This window comes from Cyclobacterium sediminis, assembly GCF_054781075.1.
The window spans coordinates 88,180-105,431 of sequence record NZ_BAAGVC010000008.1 but is presented as its reverse complement, the minus strand read 5'-3'; the positions used below and the strand labels follow the sequence as shown (position 1 = coordinate 105,431).

The following is a 17,252-nucleotide window of genomic DNA, read 5'->3' as shown; positions in this document are numbered from 1 at the left end:
TTTTAGTTGATTCCTTAAAATTATATTTAAATTCAAATTTTTTATCAGATTCTAAAAAACAATTTCTTTTTGTATAGAAAATAACACAAATACCACATTATGGCCAATGTGAAAACTCCATTCAACAGGACAAGCACATTTTCGGGAAAACCTAGAGGCTCCAAAAATCCGTAATTGAACACACGAACCGCATCATAAAGCCAATTGTGCCCTAGTAAATTGGCAAATAAATAGATGAATATGGAATTCATTCCTACAACAATAAACATAAAAGGCCATTGATTGACTTTTTTCACATCGATAAGCCAAAAAAAGAATGCCAATACAAGGATGGCCCATCCACCAGAAGCAAGCACAAATGAACTTGTACATATCCTTTTAATAATAGGCGTAATTCCTGACCAATCCAAAGCATAGCCAAAGGCCAATCCAATCAAACCTGCCCACACCAAATATTTAATTTTTAAATTATTGTCCCTGCTACTTAATAGAATTTTCCCACACATTGCTCCCCAAAGCGTGTGCGCAGCTGTTGGCAGACAATTGATGGCTACCCATCCACCTCCGCTTAATTTTCCCATCAAAATTAAATCAATATAAGACCCGAAGTTTTCTCCTTTTACGAAGGGGGCTGAAGGATCAAATAATCTATACAACAATTCTGTGATAAGCAATAAGGCAATGGAAACTGAAAGTTGGATTTTTAAGGGTTGATTAATAAGAAAATAAGTCAATAAAATGGTAAATGACAATTGGGTAAGCACATTCCATAACTCAAATACCAAGGTCTCGGAACGTAAGCAGTGTAAGCCGGTGCCAAAAAGAAAAAGTAAGCAACACCTCTTAAGAATATGCCGGGTCACTTCACTCATATCCCCTTGTTTTTCCAATCTTTTGTTCAATGAAAATGGCATGGCAACACCTACTATAAACATAAAGAAGGGCTGAATTAAATCCCAAAACCTTAATCCATTCCAAGGATGGTGTGTGAATTGGGTGAAAGTCATTTGCCAAAAGCTAGCGTCAGGAAATAACCCTTCAAATGCACCATACAACCTGGCTGATTCTCCTACCAACAAAAACATGGTAATACCTCTGTAGGCATCCAAAGAGACTAATCGTTTGTCATTGGCTTCTTGTAAAGAGGTCATTTATAGTAAGGGGAACAGGTAAAGCTTGTTAATCCAAAACATCTAATATTTCAAATATAAGTTATCATGATTCAGGTTCAAATAGAACATCCTATAAATTATATGATTGGTCAAAGTTAGATATTAAAATTTTTTACTTTGTTCGCACTCAAACCAAAAATTAGTTGATAAATAAATATTTAAAATAGAATAAAAATCATAATATATATTATCATTATATTTTGGTCTGGGGATGGATGCTATTCTAATCTGGAAATTATACCCTTGTCCCTGCCGGTTTTATTCTAGAATTTCTTTCACAATGGAATAATACCCCCTGGCATGCTGATCCATGCCCAAATCAGTAGGATGTGTTCCGTCAACTGTACCTTCCATGCCAAGTCCAATTTCATCTTTTTCAAGGTAATTGAGCTCTTCAATCCCTTCAGCAAGTAAAAGCTTATAGGCATTTTTGGATAAAATATTTCTAGATTGATAGGCTGCCTTTCTTTCATTGTTAACCCATTCGTCCGTATATCCGGCATGTTCCACCAACAAAATTGGTGTACCCGGTTTTTTTTCCTTTAAAGTACGCACTGCAGCTACAATTCTTTTGGTAACCTCTTCCTCAGTAAAGGTATTTCTAACCAGGTTGGGCAAACAATCCAAAACATATAGGCTACTATTAATTGAGGTCATGTATTCAATAAGCGGGGTTTCCAACAACCCATTTCCCGAAAAACCAAGATTGATCAGTGGCTTATTTATCATTCGCTCCAATATCGCTGTCCATGCCATACCGGGCCTTGAAGCACATCCGCCTTGAGCAATGGAAGTTCCATACACCACTACCGGAAGTTCCTCCTTTGAAGCATTGATAAAACTAAATGCTGATTCTTTATCCACGCCTATTTCTAGAAAAGTTACCTCATTGTACAAGGGAAGGTAAAGGTCAAAATTTTTGGAGGTGATTTGGTCTGCCTTAAGTGGAAAGGTATATTGAATGGTATCGCCAAATGAGTAACTTCCTCTTACCCAAATCCAGTCTCTTTGATCATGAATATAAAGATCCAGCCCGCTTACCCCTGTGGCCGGCATATGTGGCATGGATTGTCTTGCCGAAACCACATACCTAACTTTAATTTCCTGTGCATCCGTATTAAACTTTAGTTTCACTCCTGCTGCATGTCGAGATAAATTCCAAACTGCTTTACGAACTTTGCTTTCGGCATCATCGGGTAGTCTATGATAATCTAGGCCAGACCAACCCTGACCATGTATCCCATTACGTTCAGGTAATTCCAGTGGGTTTATCCACCTTAAATCCTCCTGAGCTTGTAATAATGAGAAATGACAAAATATAAAGGCCAATGCCAAAATCATTCTTAGCTGCATACTAATAAAATTTAAGAAATTATTTTTTAGGAAAGTTTAAGCAACTAATTTAGAAAAATTAAGAAGATAAAAACCTAAAAAATTCAATTAACTGTGAACCGAATTTTATATACTAGCCTGATTTTAGGCCTTTTCCTTTGCCATTTAACACTGGCACAACAAAAAAGCACCTCCAAAAAACCAAATGTAATTGTCATCCTTACAGACGATCAAGGCTACAAAGATCTTGGAAGTTTTGGAGCCAAAGACCTGGTTACAACGAATATTGACAGATTGGCTGAGGAAGGTGTAAAGTTCACCCAGTTTTATGCAGCAGCACCGGTTTGTTCCCCCTCCAGGGCAGCACTTATGACCGGCAAGTATAATTTTAATGCGGGGCTATTCGGTAACGTTTCGCCCCCGCATTCAGACCCGGAAGGGAAGTCAGGACTTCCTACTGAGGAAATTACCATGGCCGAATTATTCAAATCAAATGGCTATCGTACAGGTTTAATTGGCAAATGGCATCTGGGGCATACTCCTGAAAAATTACCCAATGGACAAGGATTTGATTATTTCTTTGGCCATCAAAGAGGCTGTATAGATAATTTTTCACATTTCTTTTATTGGCATGGCCCAAACCTACATGATTTATACAGAAACGAGACAGAAATATACAGACCAGGAGAGTTTTTCGGTGACCTCATGGTACAAGAGATGAAACAATTTATTAGTGAAAAATCATCTCAACCATTTTTCACCTATTGGGCCATCAATATGCCCCATTACCCTTACCAGGGAGATCCTAAATGGCTCGACTATTATGCTGATTTAGAAAGTCCACGCAAGGAATATGCGGCTTTTGTATCTACAATTGATGAAATGGTAGGAGAAATCTACCACCACCTCAAAGCAATAGGTGAACTGGAAAACACCATTATTGTTTACCAGTCAGACCATGGCTATAGCGTAGAGGAGCGTGCATTTTTTGGAGGAGGCGATGCAGGAGCTTTGAATGGCGCAAAATTTAGTATGCTAGAGGGCGGCATAAGGGTACCGGCCATTATCAGATACCCTTCTGTGTTACCTAAAAATGAAGCCCGACATCATTGGGCCAATAGCATCGACTGGATGCCAACACTTGCTGATTTGACTGATATCAATATACCAGCAAGCCAAAAGATTGATGGAAAAAGCCTACTTCCATTAATTCTAGATGCCAAAGTACCAAGCCCGCATAAAACCATGTTTTGGGGTACAGGAAATCCCAAAAATAAAAAGCATGCATGGGCTGTCCGTAAAGGCCCTTGGAAATTATTAGGAAACCCTAATGATCCTACCGGTAAACTGACCTTTACCGAAACTGACAAGCTCTATTTGACTAATATTGAAATGGATTCAACAGAGCACCAGAATCTTGGCCAAAAATATCCCAAAAAAGTTGAAGAGTTGTCTAAAATGTATGAAAACTGGATCAATATTATAAAAAACGAAAAATTATAAGGAAAATATTTAATTTTTTTTCATTAAATAGTTCCCCCATCCCACTACTATAAATTTAAATAAAGCCTCCATTAAGCTTCTATTTAAAAAAATTAAAAGTTACACCAGTGTAGTTTTATAATTTTTTTACAAACAAAGGAGAGAAAATTAAATTCCAAGGAAAACCCTTCCACAATTTACAATTTTCTCTCCTATGTGTATCAAAATTGAATATTGTAAATCATCAATTTTATTCATTAATTTTCGAGATATCAATATTTAAATTATTTTTCGAAACATTATTCTGATATTTTATTATGTGTGGAATAGTAGCATACATTGGATCCAGGGAAGCTTATCCAATAATTTTAAAAGGTCTTCAAAGACTTGAATACAGAGGATATGACAGCGCAGGGGTTGCTTTATTAGACAAAGAACTTGCTGTTTACAAAAAAATGGGAAAAGTGGCAGAGTTGGAATCCTCACTTATAGGAACCAATCTGCATGCCCAGTCAGGCATTGGTCACACCCGGTGGGCGACCCATGGTGAGCCTTCAGATAGGAATGCACACCCTCACCGTTCATCATCCGGTAAATTGGCAATGGTACACAATGGTATCATTGAAAACTTTGCCCCGATAAAAAAGGAATTATTACAAAAAGGATATGAATTTGAAAGTGATACAGATACAGAAGTATTGCTTCATTTCATCGACGATATTTATCAAAATGATGCCAATAACCTTGAAGAGGCTGTCCGAATAGCCCTTAAAAGAATTGTAGGTGCTTATGTTATCATATTGTTGGACCAGGACAATCCAGACACCCTCATTGCTGCACGAAAAGGAAGTCCACTCGTGATTGGCATAGGAAAAAATGAACATTTTTTAGCTTCTGATGCCTCTCCAATTATAGAATATACCAAGGAAGTGGTGTATATCAATGATTATGAGATGGCCATTGTTAAACCTGACGAATTAATTTTGAAAAACCCCGGCAATGAAAGGATAACACCTTTTATTACCAAACTTGATATGGAATTGGCAGCCATTGAAAAAGGCGGTTATGAACATTTTATGCTGAAAGAAATATTTGAGCAACCAACAGCTGTTTTTGACTGTCTGCGGGGAAGGTTGGATGCCAAAAAAGGTACGATTACGATGGGAGGCATTGATCAACATCTTGACCTATTGCGTGAAGCCAAACGGATAATCATTGTGGGATGTGGCACCTCATGGCATGCCGGGCTATTGGCTGAATATGTTTTGGAGGAACTTTGCAGGATTCCTGTAGAAGTGGAATATGCTTCGGAATTTAGGTATAGAAACCCGGTAATTAACCCAGGCGATGTCATTATTGCTGTATCCCAAAGTGGAGAAACAGCGGATACACTGGTGGCTTTGGAAAATGCCAAAAATAAGGGAGCCTTTATTTTTGGGGTGGTCAATGTAGTTGGATCAAGTATAGCCAGGCTATCCCAAGCCGGAGCCTATACGCATGCGGGCCCTGAAATTGGTGTAGCCTCTACCAAAGCTTTTACAGCCCAATTGACTGTACTTTATATGATTGCCATCAAGCTCGGTTATTCAAAAGGAACCTTATCTAAAGAAAGGTATCAGCATTTGATAAATGAATTGGCCATGGTTCCGGATAAAATTCAAGATGCATTAAACGAAGCCGCTTCAATTGAAAACTTAGCCAAAAAACACCAAGATGCTCGCGATTTTCTATTTTTGGGTAGAGGGTATAATTTTCCTATTGCCTTGGAAGGAGCGCTTAAATTAAAAGAAATAAGTTATATTCATGCAGAAGGATATCCTGCTGCTGAGATGAAGCATGGACCAATTGCTTTAGTAGAAGAGTCATTACCTGTTGTTTTCGTAGCAACAAGAGATATATATCATGAAAAATTAGTTAGCAACGCAAGGGAAATAAAGGCTAGAAAAGGCCAGGTTTTGGCGGTGATTACAGAAAATGACGACTTATTTGAAGAAATTGCTGACGATACCATTTCTGTTCCTGCAGCAGATGAATTGATCGCTCCTCTAATAAGTGTAGTTCCCTTACAACTACTGGCCTATTATACAGGACTTGCCAAAGGTCTGGATGTAGACAAACCCAGAAATTTAGCAAAATCTGTTACTGTTGAATAGACTATTTTTTGACTAGCAAATTGAATAATGAATAAAATAACACGCCACCCAATATCAACATTAGGTTACCAATTCATTGACCCTAAATACCTTCCTGAAGGGGCCGATGAATATTACCTTCGGAATAAACAAAATAGAACCAAAACCTTATTTCGCAACCTCAATGCCAATGAAATTGAGCAATTGGTTCGCAATCAAAACCAAGCTGATGATTGGAATAAAATTTTTGTTTCCGACGCTTTCAATCCTGAATTGGTAAAGAATTGCAAGTTTTTTGGACTGATTAGAATAGGAAAATTGGAACCCTTTTTCTTGGAATACCATAACCTTAGAATGCCTGTCGGTCTTTACAATAGCCATATCATAAGTTGTGATATTGGAGACAATGTAATCATTGACAATGTCAGTTATCTCTCCCATTATATTATCGGTAATGAGGCCATCCTGGTTAATGTCAATGAGATGTCCACTACCAGTCACGCAAAATTTGGCAATGGCATTGTAAAAGAGGGTGAAGAAGAAGAGGTTAGAATTTGGCTAGAACTCTGTAATGAAAATGGAGGTCGGAAGGTGGCTCCCTTTAGTGGAATGCTACCCGGAGACGCCTGGCTATGGTCCCGACACCGAATAGATACTGCATTTCAGTCCAAATTACTGGAATTTACCCAAAAAGAATTTGATGTAAAGCGTGGCTATTATGGCAAAGTTGGTGATCGTTGTATCATTAAAAATACCTTAATCATCAAGGATGTATGGTTTGGTTCGGATGCTTATATTAAAGGAGCAAATAAGCTCAAAAACTTAACCATCCACTCTACACCGGATGCAAGCACCCAAATTGGTGAAGGCTGTGAGCTGGTCAATGGCATCGTTAGCGAGGGATGTACCGTTTTTTATGGCGTTAAGGCTGTACGATTTTTGATGGCTGCGCAAACTCAGCTTAAATATGGAGCCCGATTAATTAATAGTTATTTGGGTTCTAATGCAACGATTTCATGTTGTGAAGTTCTAAATTCTTTGATTTTCCCCTCCCATGAACAACACCATAACAATTCGTTTTTATGTGCAGCATTGGTCCAAGGTCAAAGCAATATGGCAGCCGGGGCAACCGTGGGATCCAACCACAACTCTAGAGGAGCAGATGGTGAAATCATTGCCGGAAGAGGTTTTTGGCCAGGGCTCTGCGTAAGTTTGAAACACAATTCACGTCTGGCAACATTTACCATAGTTGCGAAAGGTGATTACCCTGCAGAATTAGATATACCCATTCCTTTTTCATTGCTAAGCAATGATGTTACCAATGATGAGTTAGTGGTTATGCCGGCATACTGGTTTCAATACAACCTGTATGCATTGTCTAGAAATGCATGGAAATATAAAGCAAGGGACAAAAGAATAGAAAAATTTCAAAGATTGGAATTTGATTTTCTAGCTCCTGACAGCATGATGGAAGTGCTTGGCTCCATCGCTACTTTGGAGGAAATTTGTGGGGCAGCGTATTTTCAGAAATTCCCTTTAGAGGAAAATCCGTCTATTCAATCAATGCAAGAAAAAGGAAAGGAACTACTTAACTTAAATGATCCTCTTTTAAAAGAATTAAGCTATTTTGCTTCAGGTTGGGAAAATAGCAAAAGAAAAATCCGAGTAATCAAATTGACTGAGGCTTACTTGTGCTTCAAAAAAGTCATTCATTATTACCCGATTTACTGCTTGACGAAATACTATTCGGATACCAATTTAAAAGATGAAAAATTAATCAAAAAACTAACTTCGGAGCTTAAGCAACCGGAGCTATGGGTTAATCTTGGCGGTCAATTGGTGCCTAAATCAAGCATGGATCAATTGATTTCAGATGTAAAGAAAGATAAAATCAACTCTTGGAAAGAATTACACCTGTGTTATAAAAAGCTAGGAAATGAATATGAAGAGGCAAAAACCAAACATGCCTTTGCCATTTCATTTGCTGCGCAAGGCATCAGTTCCAATGAATTTACCAAAGAGAAACTAATTCAAATGCTGGAACAGGCGAAATCATTCAGACAATGGATGTCAGATAGCATTTATATTAGTAGAAAAAAAGATTATGACAACCCTTTTAGAAACATGGTTTATGCGGATGAAGCCGAAAGGGACCAAGTTTTAGGCGCCTTGGAAGACAATGGCTTTATCCAGTCAGAGAAAAAGGAAAGCAGGGAATTTATGGCGCAAATCGATCAATTCCTTACTGGTTTACAATAGTTTTTAAACTGCAATTGTTCAACTTTTAAGAAGGATTAAAAAAGCTTTATCTCGTAGTTTTCTATGATCCCTCTTTAAAGAAGAAACACCGGAGTTTTGTTTACCAGCAATAAAATCTTTATGTATTCAATGCATAAGGATTTTTTATTTCCCATTAAAATTTCTTAAATTAATTAGCATTAAAAATTTGGTCTAAAACCATTGAAATTATGATAGGTAGTGCTATTTTTCGGGTGATTTTAATGGCAATTTTTTGGTCATTGTTTACCTATTCAGCTATTGCTGAGCCTTGTCCCGATTTAATACTAAATCCTTCTTCCACCAATGAGAGCTATCTGGAAATCACATCTCCTGAAGGCACTCAGAAAATATCCTTACCGAAAATCATGGTTTTCCCAGAGGGGAAAGAGCGTATTTACTGTCTTTTACCGGACCTTTTGACTACCCAAAAGATCCCTATTATCGAATGGAATGAATTGGTACTTAAAAAAGGTTTAAATTCCTCTGATCATTGGCAAGGAGGAATAGACAGGGCAAACTTCCATCCTACCCCTTGTTTACCCCAACTGAAAACTGCACATTTTGCCAAGGGCGTCTCATCAGAAGATTTTAACTATACGGTACAAGGAAATAAAGTTACCTTACAAGGCAACATTTCTTTTGCAGCATTGGAAGGGGTAAGCATTCAATTAAACCTTAATATTATCGAACAAATAATACCCAGACCAAAAATAAATAATTTACAAGGAAAACTATATGGACCCTCGGGAGAGATGGAGGTTATTTCAGGAGAAGTAAGCTTCAAAAAAAACGATGATCTGCTAAGAGGTTCAGGCCTTGCCTCCTCACCTAATGGAAATCAAGGTTTTGAATTTTCAATCCCAAACTATAAAGGACAATCAGGAACATTCTTTGTTAATGAAGGAAATGAAAATTACCCCTCCTATTCCGCTTATCACATTGAAGGTAACCCAAATCAATCACTTGAAATTTTAAAATATAAAGTTATTGCTGAACATTTAGATTTTAAATCTTTTTTTAATCCTTCTCCCTATAAAATTGATTCCTTAGATTTCAATGAAATGGTTTTAAAGGCTAAATTATCCAGCAATTCCATCTCCTTGGACCCAAAGCCAGCTCCCGTACTTATTCCTGTTTCTAGCGATACTTACCAGGAATATCAACCCAATATGATTGCTTTGCATGTACCTATTGGTAATAAGCTAATTAAGCCTGAGACCTGGCAGGAAGAATTAACCATAAAATTAAATTCCTTTCCAATCTGGAATTATGAAGTCAAGCAGATTTCATCTGATGACGATATAAATAAGTACGTTGTATCTAATAATATTTCCTCCGGATCTGGAAAAATAAAAAGCAATGCTTCCCTTACTTTAGAGCAAGTAAAAGAAATAAACAATGGTTTTAGTGAGATTTTTCAATCATTTGATAATGACCATGATACTTTGCAATTAAAGGAATCAATCCTAATGCTCTTTTCTAAAAACAACCTGCCTACCTCTGCTTCCAAGAAAGATGATTTTGAAGATTTTTTAATCACGACTGTCACTGAGTTTAGGAATAAAGAAAAAATAGCACTGGAAAGCCCTTCCCATCCTATTAATGACTTTGCTTCAAACAATCGCGAAAATTCATCCTATTTATTGTGGCTAGATAAAAATAAACATTTCCCAATAAAAAGAACCTTTGAATATGAGAATACAAAAATTCAAATTCACTATGGTGACAGTATTACCTTAATAGCCAATAATCCAATACAAGGTGAACAAACTTATTACCTTACCGATAATCCGGGATTATTTGACATTTTACAGTTTCATGGAGCATTGCGATCCCTCCCTCTTGTTCAAGGACTGAAAGTTAATTTGGGATTTTTTGACCTTTCTGTGAAAAGCCAAATTATTACCATAAACAACAAACCAATAAAACGAAAATTAATAGTTCCTAAGGTTATTCAGGCTTCAATAAATGTTGAAGAAGAAATAATGGTAAAAGACCAACGAGCATTTAAAATATATGTTAAATTTGAAGGGTTAAATAATAATCTTTTTGTTGAAAGTCTGCAAAAAGAAAGTTCTGGTCATTATTACATGAGTATATCAAAGCCTCATCAACTCATAAAAGCCACTTACCAGGAAGGAATAATTTTAGAACAATAGATAATTACAATGCGTCATCATTTAAAAGCCCAAAGCCTCTGGAGTTTATGTTTTTTTACTTCAAGTTTAATTTTCTTCTTAGGTTCATGTAAAGGACCCGAAACTAAAGTCAATGAAGCAAGCGAAAACTTAGCCATTGAAAATGGTTATTTGGCCCATGAGGGCTTTAGAAGTAGCATGCTTTTTGTCCAAGCTTGGTTGCCTTATGCAGATAAGGAAAGTGGGTTGATCCCTCGAAATCTTAGGGAAAGTATCGACATCTGGAATGCTAAAGATGCGGCTGCTGATAATTATCCCTTTATGGTACTTACTTCTGCTATCTTGGAACCTACCTTATATAAAGGTAAGATGGCACAAATCCTACAAACAGAGATAGCATTAACCTCGAGACTTGACAGGCTACCTGACACCTATTCCTTTACAAAAAAGGACTTTGATAGGGAGGAAATTGACAAGGATGAAATTATTTTTGGTGCCTCGGAATACATCAAAGATGGCCTTTTGCCTTTAACGGAGTACATAGGACATACGCCTTGGTCAGAAAGAATGATTGCATTAATTGATGATATATGGAAAAACGCCTCTTATGTTACTCCATTTGGTAACATTCCCTCTCTAAATGTGGAAGTAAACGGGGAATTACTTCAGGCTTTATCCCGTGTATATTGGATGACCGGAGAAGAAAAGTACTTAATTTGGGCAGAACGTTTAGGGGATTACTACCTATTAGGTGATCATCATCCTACAGATGATGTTGAGATACTTCGACTAAGGGATCATGGATGTGAAATCGTTTCAGGTTTATGCGAACTCTATGTAGCAGTGGCCAATAGTGATCCGGAAAAAGCTACAGCGTACAAATCCCATATATACCGGATGTTGGATAGGATACTGGAAGTCGGCATAAATGAAGACGGCTTATTTTATAACCAGATTAACCCTCAAACCGGTGAAATTTTAGACGAAAGGATTGCAGATACTTGGGGTTATACCTATAATGCATACTATAGTGTATATCTTCAAGACCAGTACGGCCCCTACAAGGAAGCCGTTATGAAAGCCATGAAAAATCTTCACAATTATACCCATTATGATTGGGAAGATGGTAGTGCAGACGGTTATGCAGATGCCATCGAAAGTGCATTGAATCTTTATAATAGAGAGGCATTACCCGAGACCAAAGATTGGATTGACAGCGAAATTCAGCACATGTGGTCTTTACAGGATTCATCCTATAGAAAAAATACAGAAGCTTTTAGAAATACCGGAATAATTGAAGGCTGGCACGGAGATGGGAATTTTGCTAGAACCAGCATTATGTATTCATTATGGAAAAGTCAAGGGGTTACTGCCTCTCCATGGAAAGAAGAGCTATATCTAGGCGCTAGCCCTTTAGAGAATGGGATTTTAATAAGCATGGTAAGTGACGAAGATTGGGAAGGAAAAATCAAATTCGATCACCCAAGGCATCAAAGTGTATTTAAATTACCTTTGGATTACCCCCGGATCAACCAACTCCCTGAATGGTTTACGGTAGATAAGGATCAAAAATACAAGGTCACTTTCTCAAAAGGAGAATCTGGTCAAACTTACAGTGGAAATGAATTGATGGAAGGCATCGAATTAAAGCTAGAAAAAGGGCATCAGGTATCATTCGTAGTTAGCCCTTTAGAATAATCACTAAAGTCAAGCTGTTGATATCTTTTCAGTAATTCAGTCAAGGACAGAGATAGGGGTATACTTTCTTCTAAATTCATTAATAAGGAGCTGCAGGCCATGTCTATAGGCATTTCAGAATGGCAAGAATCTCTTAGATAGTGTGTCATCTTAAGCACCATAAAACCGTCCATCCATTGCCAAAAATTCTTGACAAATATATTTGCAGTCTTTGATTGACTAATCATGTCTTTCAGCCTATTTTCAACCCCTTGTTCAAGTAGAAATTGAAGTAAATGCTCAGGCAATTCCTCCAGGCCTTTTACGGTATAATACAAGTTTGGTACAAGCTTAAAGAATTGCTTCAATGAAATATAGGTTTCCGGATGGTAGGTATTTCTAATTTGAGCACCTGCATCCAAAAACTCTAATTGGGCTCTTCCTGTGCCGAATGGTACCCTGTCTGAGGATCGGGCAGAGGGATAGACCAGGGCCGGGAGATAGATAAATTGGCAGATCGGAAGAAGTTTATGCATAAAATAGAAATCCTCTCCTGCTTTTCTCCTATTCATTCCTCCTGATTTCGCATAAGCAGAAGCCCTTACCACCATGCATGAACCTACCGTATGTTTTGCGTTGGGATATCCTGACCATTTTAGTCCTTGGATATGATATCTCAAGTGAAGTTCATATTGCACAATGCCATTTTTAAGTTGTTCATCTTTTTCCTCCAAGAATAAGTGTTTAAATTGGTAATGTCCCAATTGGATCAAAGGATTTGAGAAGGCCTTTTCGGCTGCAATCAAATAATCTTTAGAAACCGTACAATCTGCATCCAAACAAATAATTGGTCCATCCTTTTTTGCCAAATTCCACCTTTGTAAGGCTTCATCCATCCCAATCTTTCTTGCCAAACCGGCACCGGCAAACTTTTTAGGAAGGTTTTCTTCTTGAATAAGTTTAAGCCTGATTCTATTCTCGGCCAATTGTTTTTCCAGGCTTCTTATTTGTCTAATGGTTTGCCTGTTCATTTCCAAAACCTCTGGGGGAGCATTCTCCGGCGCATTGATGACAATAATTAATTCCACTTTTCCTTTGGGAGCAATACATTGACAAAGAGAGGCTAAAGTACATGAAATATCCGGCTCCTTGTAGGAAGGAATCACAACGATAAGCGAAAGTTCTTCAGCCGGTGATTCATCAAAATAAGGGTCATTGACATTGAATCTATGTTTATAATTGGCTGATACTTTAGCTATATCCTGAGACATTTTAGTATTATTTTAAATAGAAAAGGGAAGAAACACAAGCCCAAAATTGAAAAAGAAATGGTACATTTACTTCTTTAAGCCTAAAATTAATTGTAAAATATTTAGATATGAAATACGCCATTGACCTTAAAGTACCATCCTCACAGGAGTGGCTTAATGCGGTAATGCAAGATTTTGATACATTCTTACAAGATCATGCAGATTGTGAAAGAAAAGCTTCTGCCATGGCTACTTCATTGATTGCTAAATACCCGGATAGGGAAAAAATAATTCCGGAAATGATCGAGACAGCCATTGAAGAATTAGAGCATTTTCAGGAGGTTTTCGAGCTGATGCAAAGCAGAGGTGTTCCGCTAAATAAAGAAATGAAAGAGGACCTATATATCAAACAACTGATGCCTTTAACCCACGGAGGTACCAATGAAAGCCGTTTTTTGTCAAGGTTATTAATGGGTTCTATTGTGGAATGTAGAGGATGCGAAAGGTTTAAAATGGTCTCTGAAGCGCATGAAGATCCTGCCTTAAAAAAGTTTTACAAAAGCCTTTGGACCTCTGAGGCCAAACATGGTAATATTTTTGTGGAATTGGCTTTGCAGTATTTTGATAAGGATACAGTTTACAAAAGACTGCATGAAATGATGGAATTTGAAGGAGAGGTTGTCAATAACCTCCCCATAAAACCTGCCCTACATTAGGCTTTCAGTAATATGCTATTGTTCGTCCTCCTGTTTTCCCTTCAGTTTTTGCTGTACAATATCTGCAGGATATTTTAAGGTAAGGTCTCTGATTTCAAAAGAAAAGTCGTTGTATAATTTTTGCCAGATCTCTTTTTCTTCTTCTGTGTATTGATAGAACCCTTTGCCATTGAAAATGCCTCTTCCACCTTCATCTACAATTTTGTTCATGAGTTTACCCGGTGCAACCGCATTGTTTAGGGTTGGGAATAGGTCTTTCATTACCTTATGGTATGAAGCAATTCCGGTAAAATCCATCCAACGAAAGACTCCCATCATGGGAATGAAATATCCTGCAACATTTCGGCACGCCCGATCCACATCTTCTACCGAAGCATAGTCTTCATCTACCAGATGCATGGCTTCACGGTACATGGCGTACATGAGCCTATTGGCAATAAATCCAGGTATGTCTTTTTTCAACAAAACGGTTTCTTTCTGCCAGAGTTCCCCCAAATCATAAAGAAACTGGGCCTTTTTCAAATCGCTTTTATCCCCACAAATAACTTCCAAGAAGCGAGTGGTAAATGCAGGTTCCATCCAGTGTAATCCAAAAAATCTTTCCGGATTACTCACAAAAACCTGTAAATCACTAATTGGAATTGCCGATGTATTGCTCGTAATAAAGGCATCTTTGGCAACAATGGCATCTACTTTTTCAAAAACCTCCTTTTTTATATTGATATCTTCCTTGATTGATTCCAGCACCAACCTGCTATCTTTCAATGTAGTAAGGTCTGAAGATACGGTTAGCTTTTTCAGGTAATCCTCAGGAGGACCTTCCAAAAGTCCTTTTTCTTCGGCCAATTTGAAGTGGTTTTTAATTCGTGTTTTAGCTCCTTCAAGCGCATCTTCTACCAATTCAACACCTGTTACAGGGTGCCCAGCTATTAGCATACAAACAGCAATGCTGCTCCCCATCATTCCTAAACCAATGATTCCTACAGGAAAGTCATTAGGGTCAAATTCACCTGACATATAAATATTTTAAGTGATATAAGGCCGACTAATGGATAGCCGGCCTGAATTCAATGAAACAATTTTATAAATGTACAACTTTTCCTGTTTTTACAGATTCGTCACAAGCAAAAGCTATCCTAAGGCTATTGACTGCATCTTCCATATGATCCGTTAAATCAATGTCCTCTTTGATGGCCTTCAAAAAATACTCTTGTTCTCGTTTACACAAGCCATTGTGATCCGGCTCATCTGTCAAATCAATCCATTCATCTTCATGAGCAAATTTCTCGTTGGCATCTAACTCAGATCTATGGTATAAAAGTGATTCGGTTTTAGTATGTGCTTCAATACTATCTGATTTTCCAGATCCACCTGCTTCTTTGGCTACAATTGACACAGATCCCTTTGGGCCAAATACATCTTTTATAAAAAAGGCTGTTTCACTGACCATTGGCCCCCAACCTGCCTCATACCAACCTACTGAACCATCTTCAAATCGAATTTGAAGGTTTCCATAATTATAATTTCCTTCAGGAATTTCTTCCGTTAATCTGGCCCCTATGGCATAGACCTGAACAGGTTTAGAACGAGTCATTTGACACATTACATCAATATAATGCACACCACAATCCACTATAGGGCTAAGACTTTTCATTAGATTTCTATGCAAAGTCCACATTTTGTCTTCACTCTGTTGGTTCAAGTTCATCCGCATTACCAAAGGTTTGCCTAACTTTTGACTTACAGAGATAAAATTCTCCCATGAAGGATGATGCCTCAAGATATAACCTACCACAAGCTTTTTATTGTGTTTGGTGGCTGCATTCACAACTCTTCTGGCTCCTTCCACGGTATCAGCTAAAGGCTTTTCAACAAAGACATCACAACCACTTTCAATAGCTTTAATGGCAAAGGTCTCATGCGTATCAGGATAGGTAGATATACTTACTGCATCAGGTTTGGTTGCCTCCATAGCTTTATAAAAATCATCATACAAGGCATATCCCCCTCCGAGTTTTTCATTCAATACTTCCTTGGTTTTACCTCCGGATACAAGTCCCACAATTTCATACCCATCCAACTCATGGTATGCCAGAGCATGTGAGGCTCCCATATTTCCACATCCAACTACTAATACTTTAACTGATTCTTGGCTCATGGTTTATATTTTTTATAATTAAAGATTAAACTTATTGAATACATGCTATTGATAAAAATAATCCTTCAGGTTTATTTGATCAAAGGGTAAAGGGTTATTTCTTTGAATGCTATGGTTGCCCCTTCAGACTGCACCTGTATCCTTCCAAATTCAGGTTCTACTTTGGTGGCAAAGTTGACCAGCTTACCATTTAAAAATACGGCAATATTTCCGTCCCAGGTCTGAATTTCTAAATCATTCCATTTACCAGCTTTCTTCTCCACTTCTTTTTTTCCTCTAAAGTCAATGGTATCAGTCCATTTTGGTGATCTACCATACCAATTGATCCTACCTCTGTTGATTCGTCTCAAATCTCCACCGGGCTTATAAAGGTGCGAACTTCCCTGTAATTCTTCTGCTACCGGTGCGCTAAGACCAAAAGTCTCAGTTCCATCACCTACCACCAAGAAATCACCGGTACCACCTTCAATGATTTGAACTTCAATCCCATGCATCCAAATTCCATTGTATCCACCATCTTTACCTTGTGAATGAATCAAAAAACCACTATCTCTGGCTTTGGTTTTTCGGTCCCCATAAGTCTCTCCTTCCCAACGAAAAGCAGTTTTTAAAATATAATTATCATAGGGATTTATGGTTGTAATACAGCCCCATTCTTCACCACTTATGGTCAGTATACCATCAATCACTTGAAACACATTTTTTGGGTCTTCATCCCTTCCTCTATCTTTAATAAAGGTATACCAATGATCCAAATCATTTCCATCAAACAAGGCAATTGCCTCCCCCTTTTCCCAGCTATCCGGAAGGTCTTTCGGGAAACTTTGGGCAAGGGCAGAAAAACTCACCAAACAAAGGGCAAAAAACAATACTAAACAAATACTTGGCTTTCTAAGCATAATTGCATTTTAACAT

Annotated in this window: 12 protein-coding genes; 6 read left to right on the top strand and 6 right to left on the bottom strand. The window is 37.7% G+C overall.

All coding sequences use genetic code 11. The features are described 5' to 3' along the window. Positions 1–44 precede the first annotated feature (44 nt). A complete protein-coding gene (locus ACYVHJ_RS11190; protein ID WP_460514790.1) occupies positions 45–1,151 on the bottom strand; it encodes an acyltransferase family protein in 1,107 nt (368 codons plus the stop codon). A gap of 279 nt (positions 1,152–1,430) precedes the next feature. After that, a complete protein-coding gene (locus ACYVHJ_RS11185) occupies positions 1,431–2,525 on the bottom strand; it encodes an SGNH/GDSL hydrolase family protein (protein ID WP_460514789.1) in 1,095 nt (364 codons plus the stop codon). Between the two features lie 93 nt (positions 2,526–2,618). On the opposite strand from ACYVHJ_RS11185, the gene ACYVHJ_RS11180 reads away from it, so the two are divergent. The 5 genes from ACYVHJ_RS11180 to ACYVHJ_RS11160 all read left to right on the top strand — a co-directional run bounded on the left by ACYVHJ_RS11180 (position 2,619) and on the right by ACYVHJ_RS11160 (position 12,234). After that, entirely contained in the window at positions 2,619–4,007 is a 1,389-nt protein-coding gene (locus ACYVHJ_RS11180) for an alkaline phosphatase family protein (RefSeq protein WP_460514787.1), read from the top strand. Between the two features lie 296 nt (positions 4,008–4,303). Next, entirely contained in the window at positions 4,304–6,139 is a 1,836-nt protein-coding gene (gene glmS, locus ACYVHJ_RS11175) for a glutamine--fructose-6-phosphate aminotransferase (protein WP_460514785.1), read from the top strand. 27 nt (positions 6,140–6,166) lie between these two features. Beyond that, complete coding sequence (locus ACYVHJ_RS11170; protein WP_460514783.1) at positions 6,167–8,377, top strand: DUF4954 family protein; 2,211 nt, start codon at positions 6,167–6,169, stop codon at positions 8,375–8,377. A 209-nt stretch (positions 8,378–8,586) separates the two neighbouring features. Then, on the top strand, positions 8,587–10,557 hold the full coding sequence (locus ACYVHJ_RS11165; protein ID WP_460514781.1) for a hypothetical protein: 1,971 nt from the start codon (positions 8,587–8,589) through the stop codon (positions 10,555–10,557). 9 nt (positions 10,558–10,566) lie between these two features. Beyond that, entirely contained in the window at positions 10,567–12,234 is a 1,668-nt protein-coding gene (locus tag ACYVHJ_RS11160) for a hypothetical protein (protein WP_460514779.1), read from the top strand. Here the strand turns inward: ACYVHJ_RS11160 and ACYVHJ_RS11155 are convergent. Then, positions 12,201–13,484 carry a glycosyltransferase family 2 protein gene (locus ACYVHJ_RS11155; RefSeq protein ID WP_460514777.1) on the bottom strand — a complete coding sequence of 428 codons (1,284 nt, stop codon included), beginning with the start codon at positions 13,482–13,484 and terminating at the stop codon, positions 12,201–12,203. The two genes, ACYVHJ_RS11160 and ACYVHJ_RS11155, sit on opposite strands and share 34 nt — an antisense overlap. A gap of 107 nt (positions 13,485–13,591) precedes the next feature. On the opposite strand from ACYVHJ_RS11155, the gene ACYVHJ_RS11150 reads away from it, so the two are divergent. Continuing rightward, a complete protein-coding gene (locus ACYVHJ_RS11150) occupies positions 13,592–14,179 on the top strand; it encodes a MiaE family protein (protein ID WP_460514775.1) in 588 nt (195 codons plus the stop codon). 15 nt (positions 14,180–14,194) lie between these two features. Here ACYVHJ_RS11150 and ACYVHJ_RS11145 read toward each other — a convergent pair whose 3' ends face one another. From ACYVHJ_RS11145 to ACYVHJ_RS11135, 3 genes are all read right to left on the bottom strand, one after another. Next, on the bottom strand, positions 14,195–15,196 hold the full coding sequence (locus tag ACYVHJ_RS11145; protein WP_460514773.1) for a 3-hydroxyacyl-CoA dehydrogenase family protein: 1,002 nt from the start codon (positions 15,194–15,196) through the stop codon (positions 14,195–14,197). A 64-nt stretch (positions 15,197–15,260) separates the two neighbouring features. Then, positions 15,261–16,337, bottom strand: coding sequence for a Gfo/Idh/MocA family protein (locus ACYVHJ_RS11140; RefSeq protein ID WP_339903045.1), 1,077 nt, complete (start codon positions 16,335–16,337; stop codon positions 15,261–15,263). Positions 16,338–16,408: 71 nt separating this feature from the next. Next, positions 16,409–17,236, bottom strand: coding sequence for a 3-keto-disaccharide hydrolase (locus ACYVHJ_RS11135; protein WP_339903046.1), 828 nt, complete (start codon positions 17,234–17,236; stop codon positions 16,409–16,411). Positions 17,237–17,252: the final 16 nt, after the last annotated feature.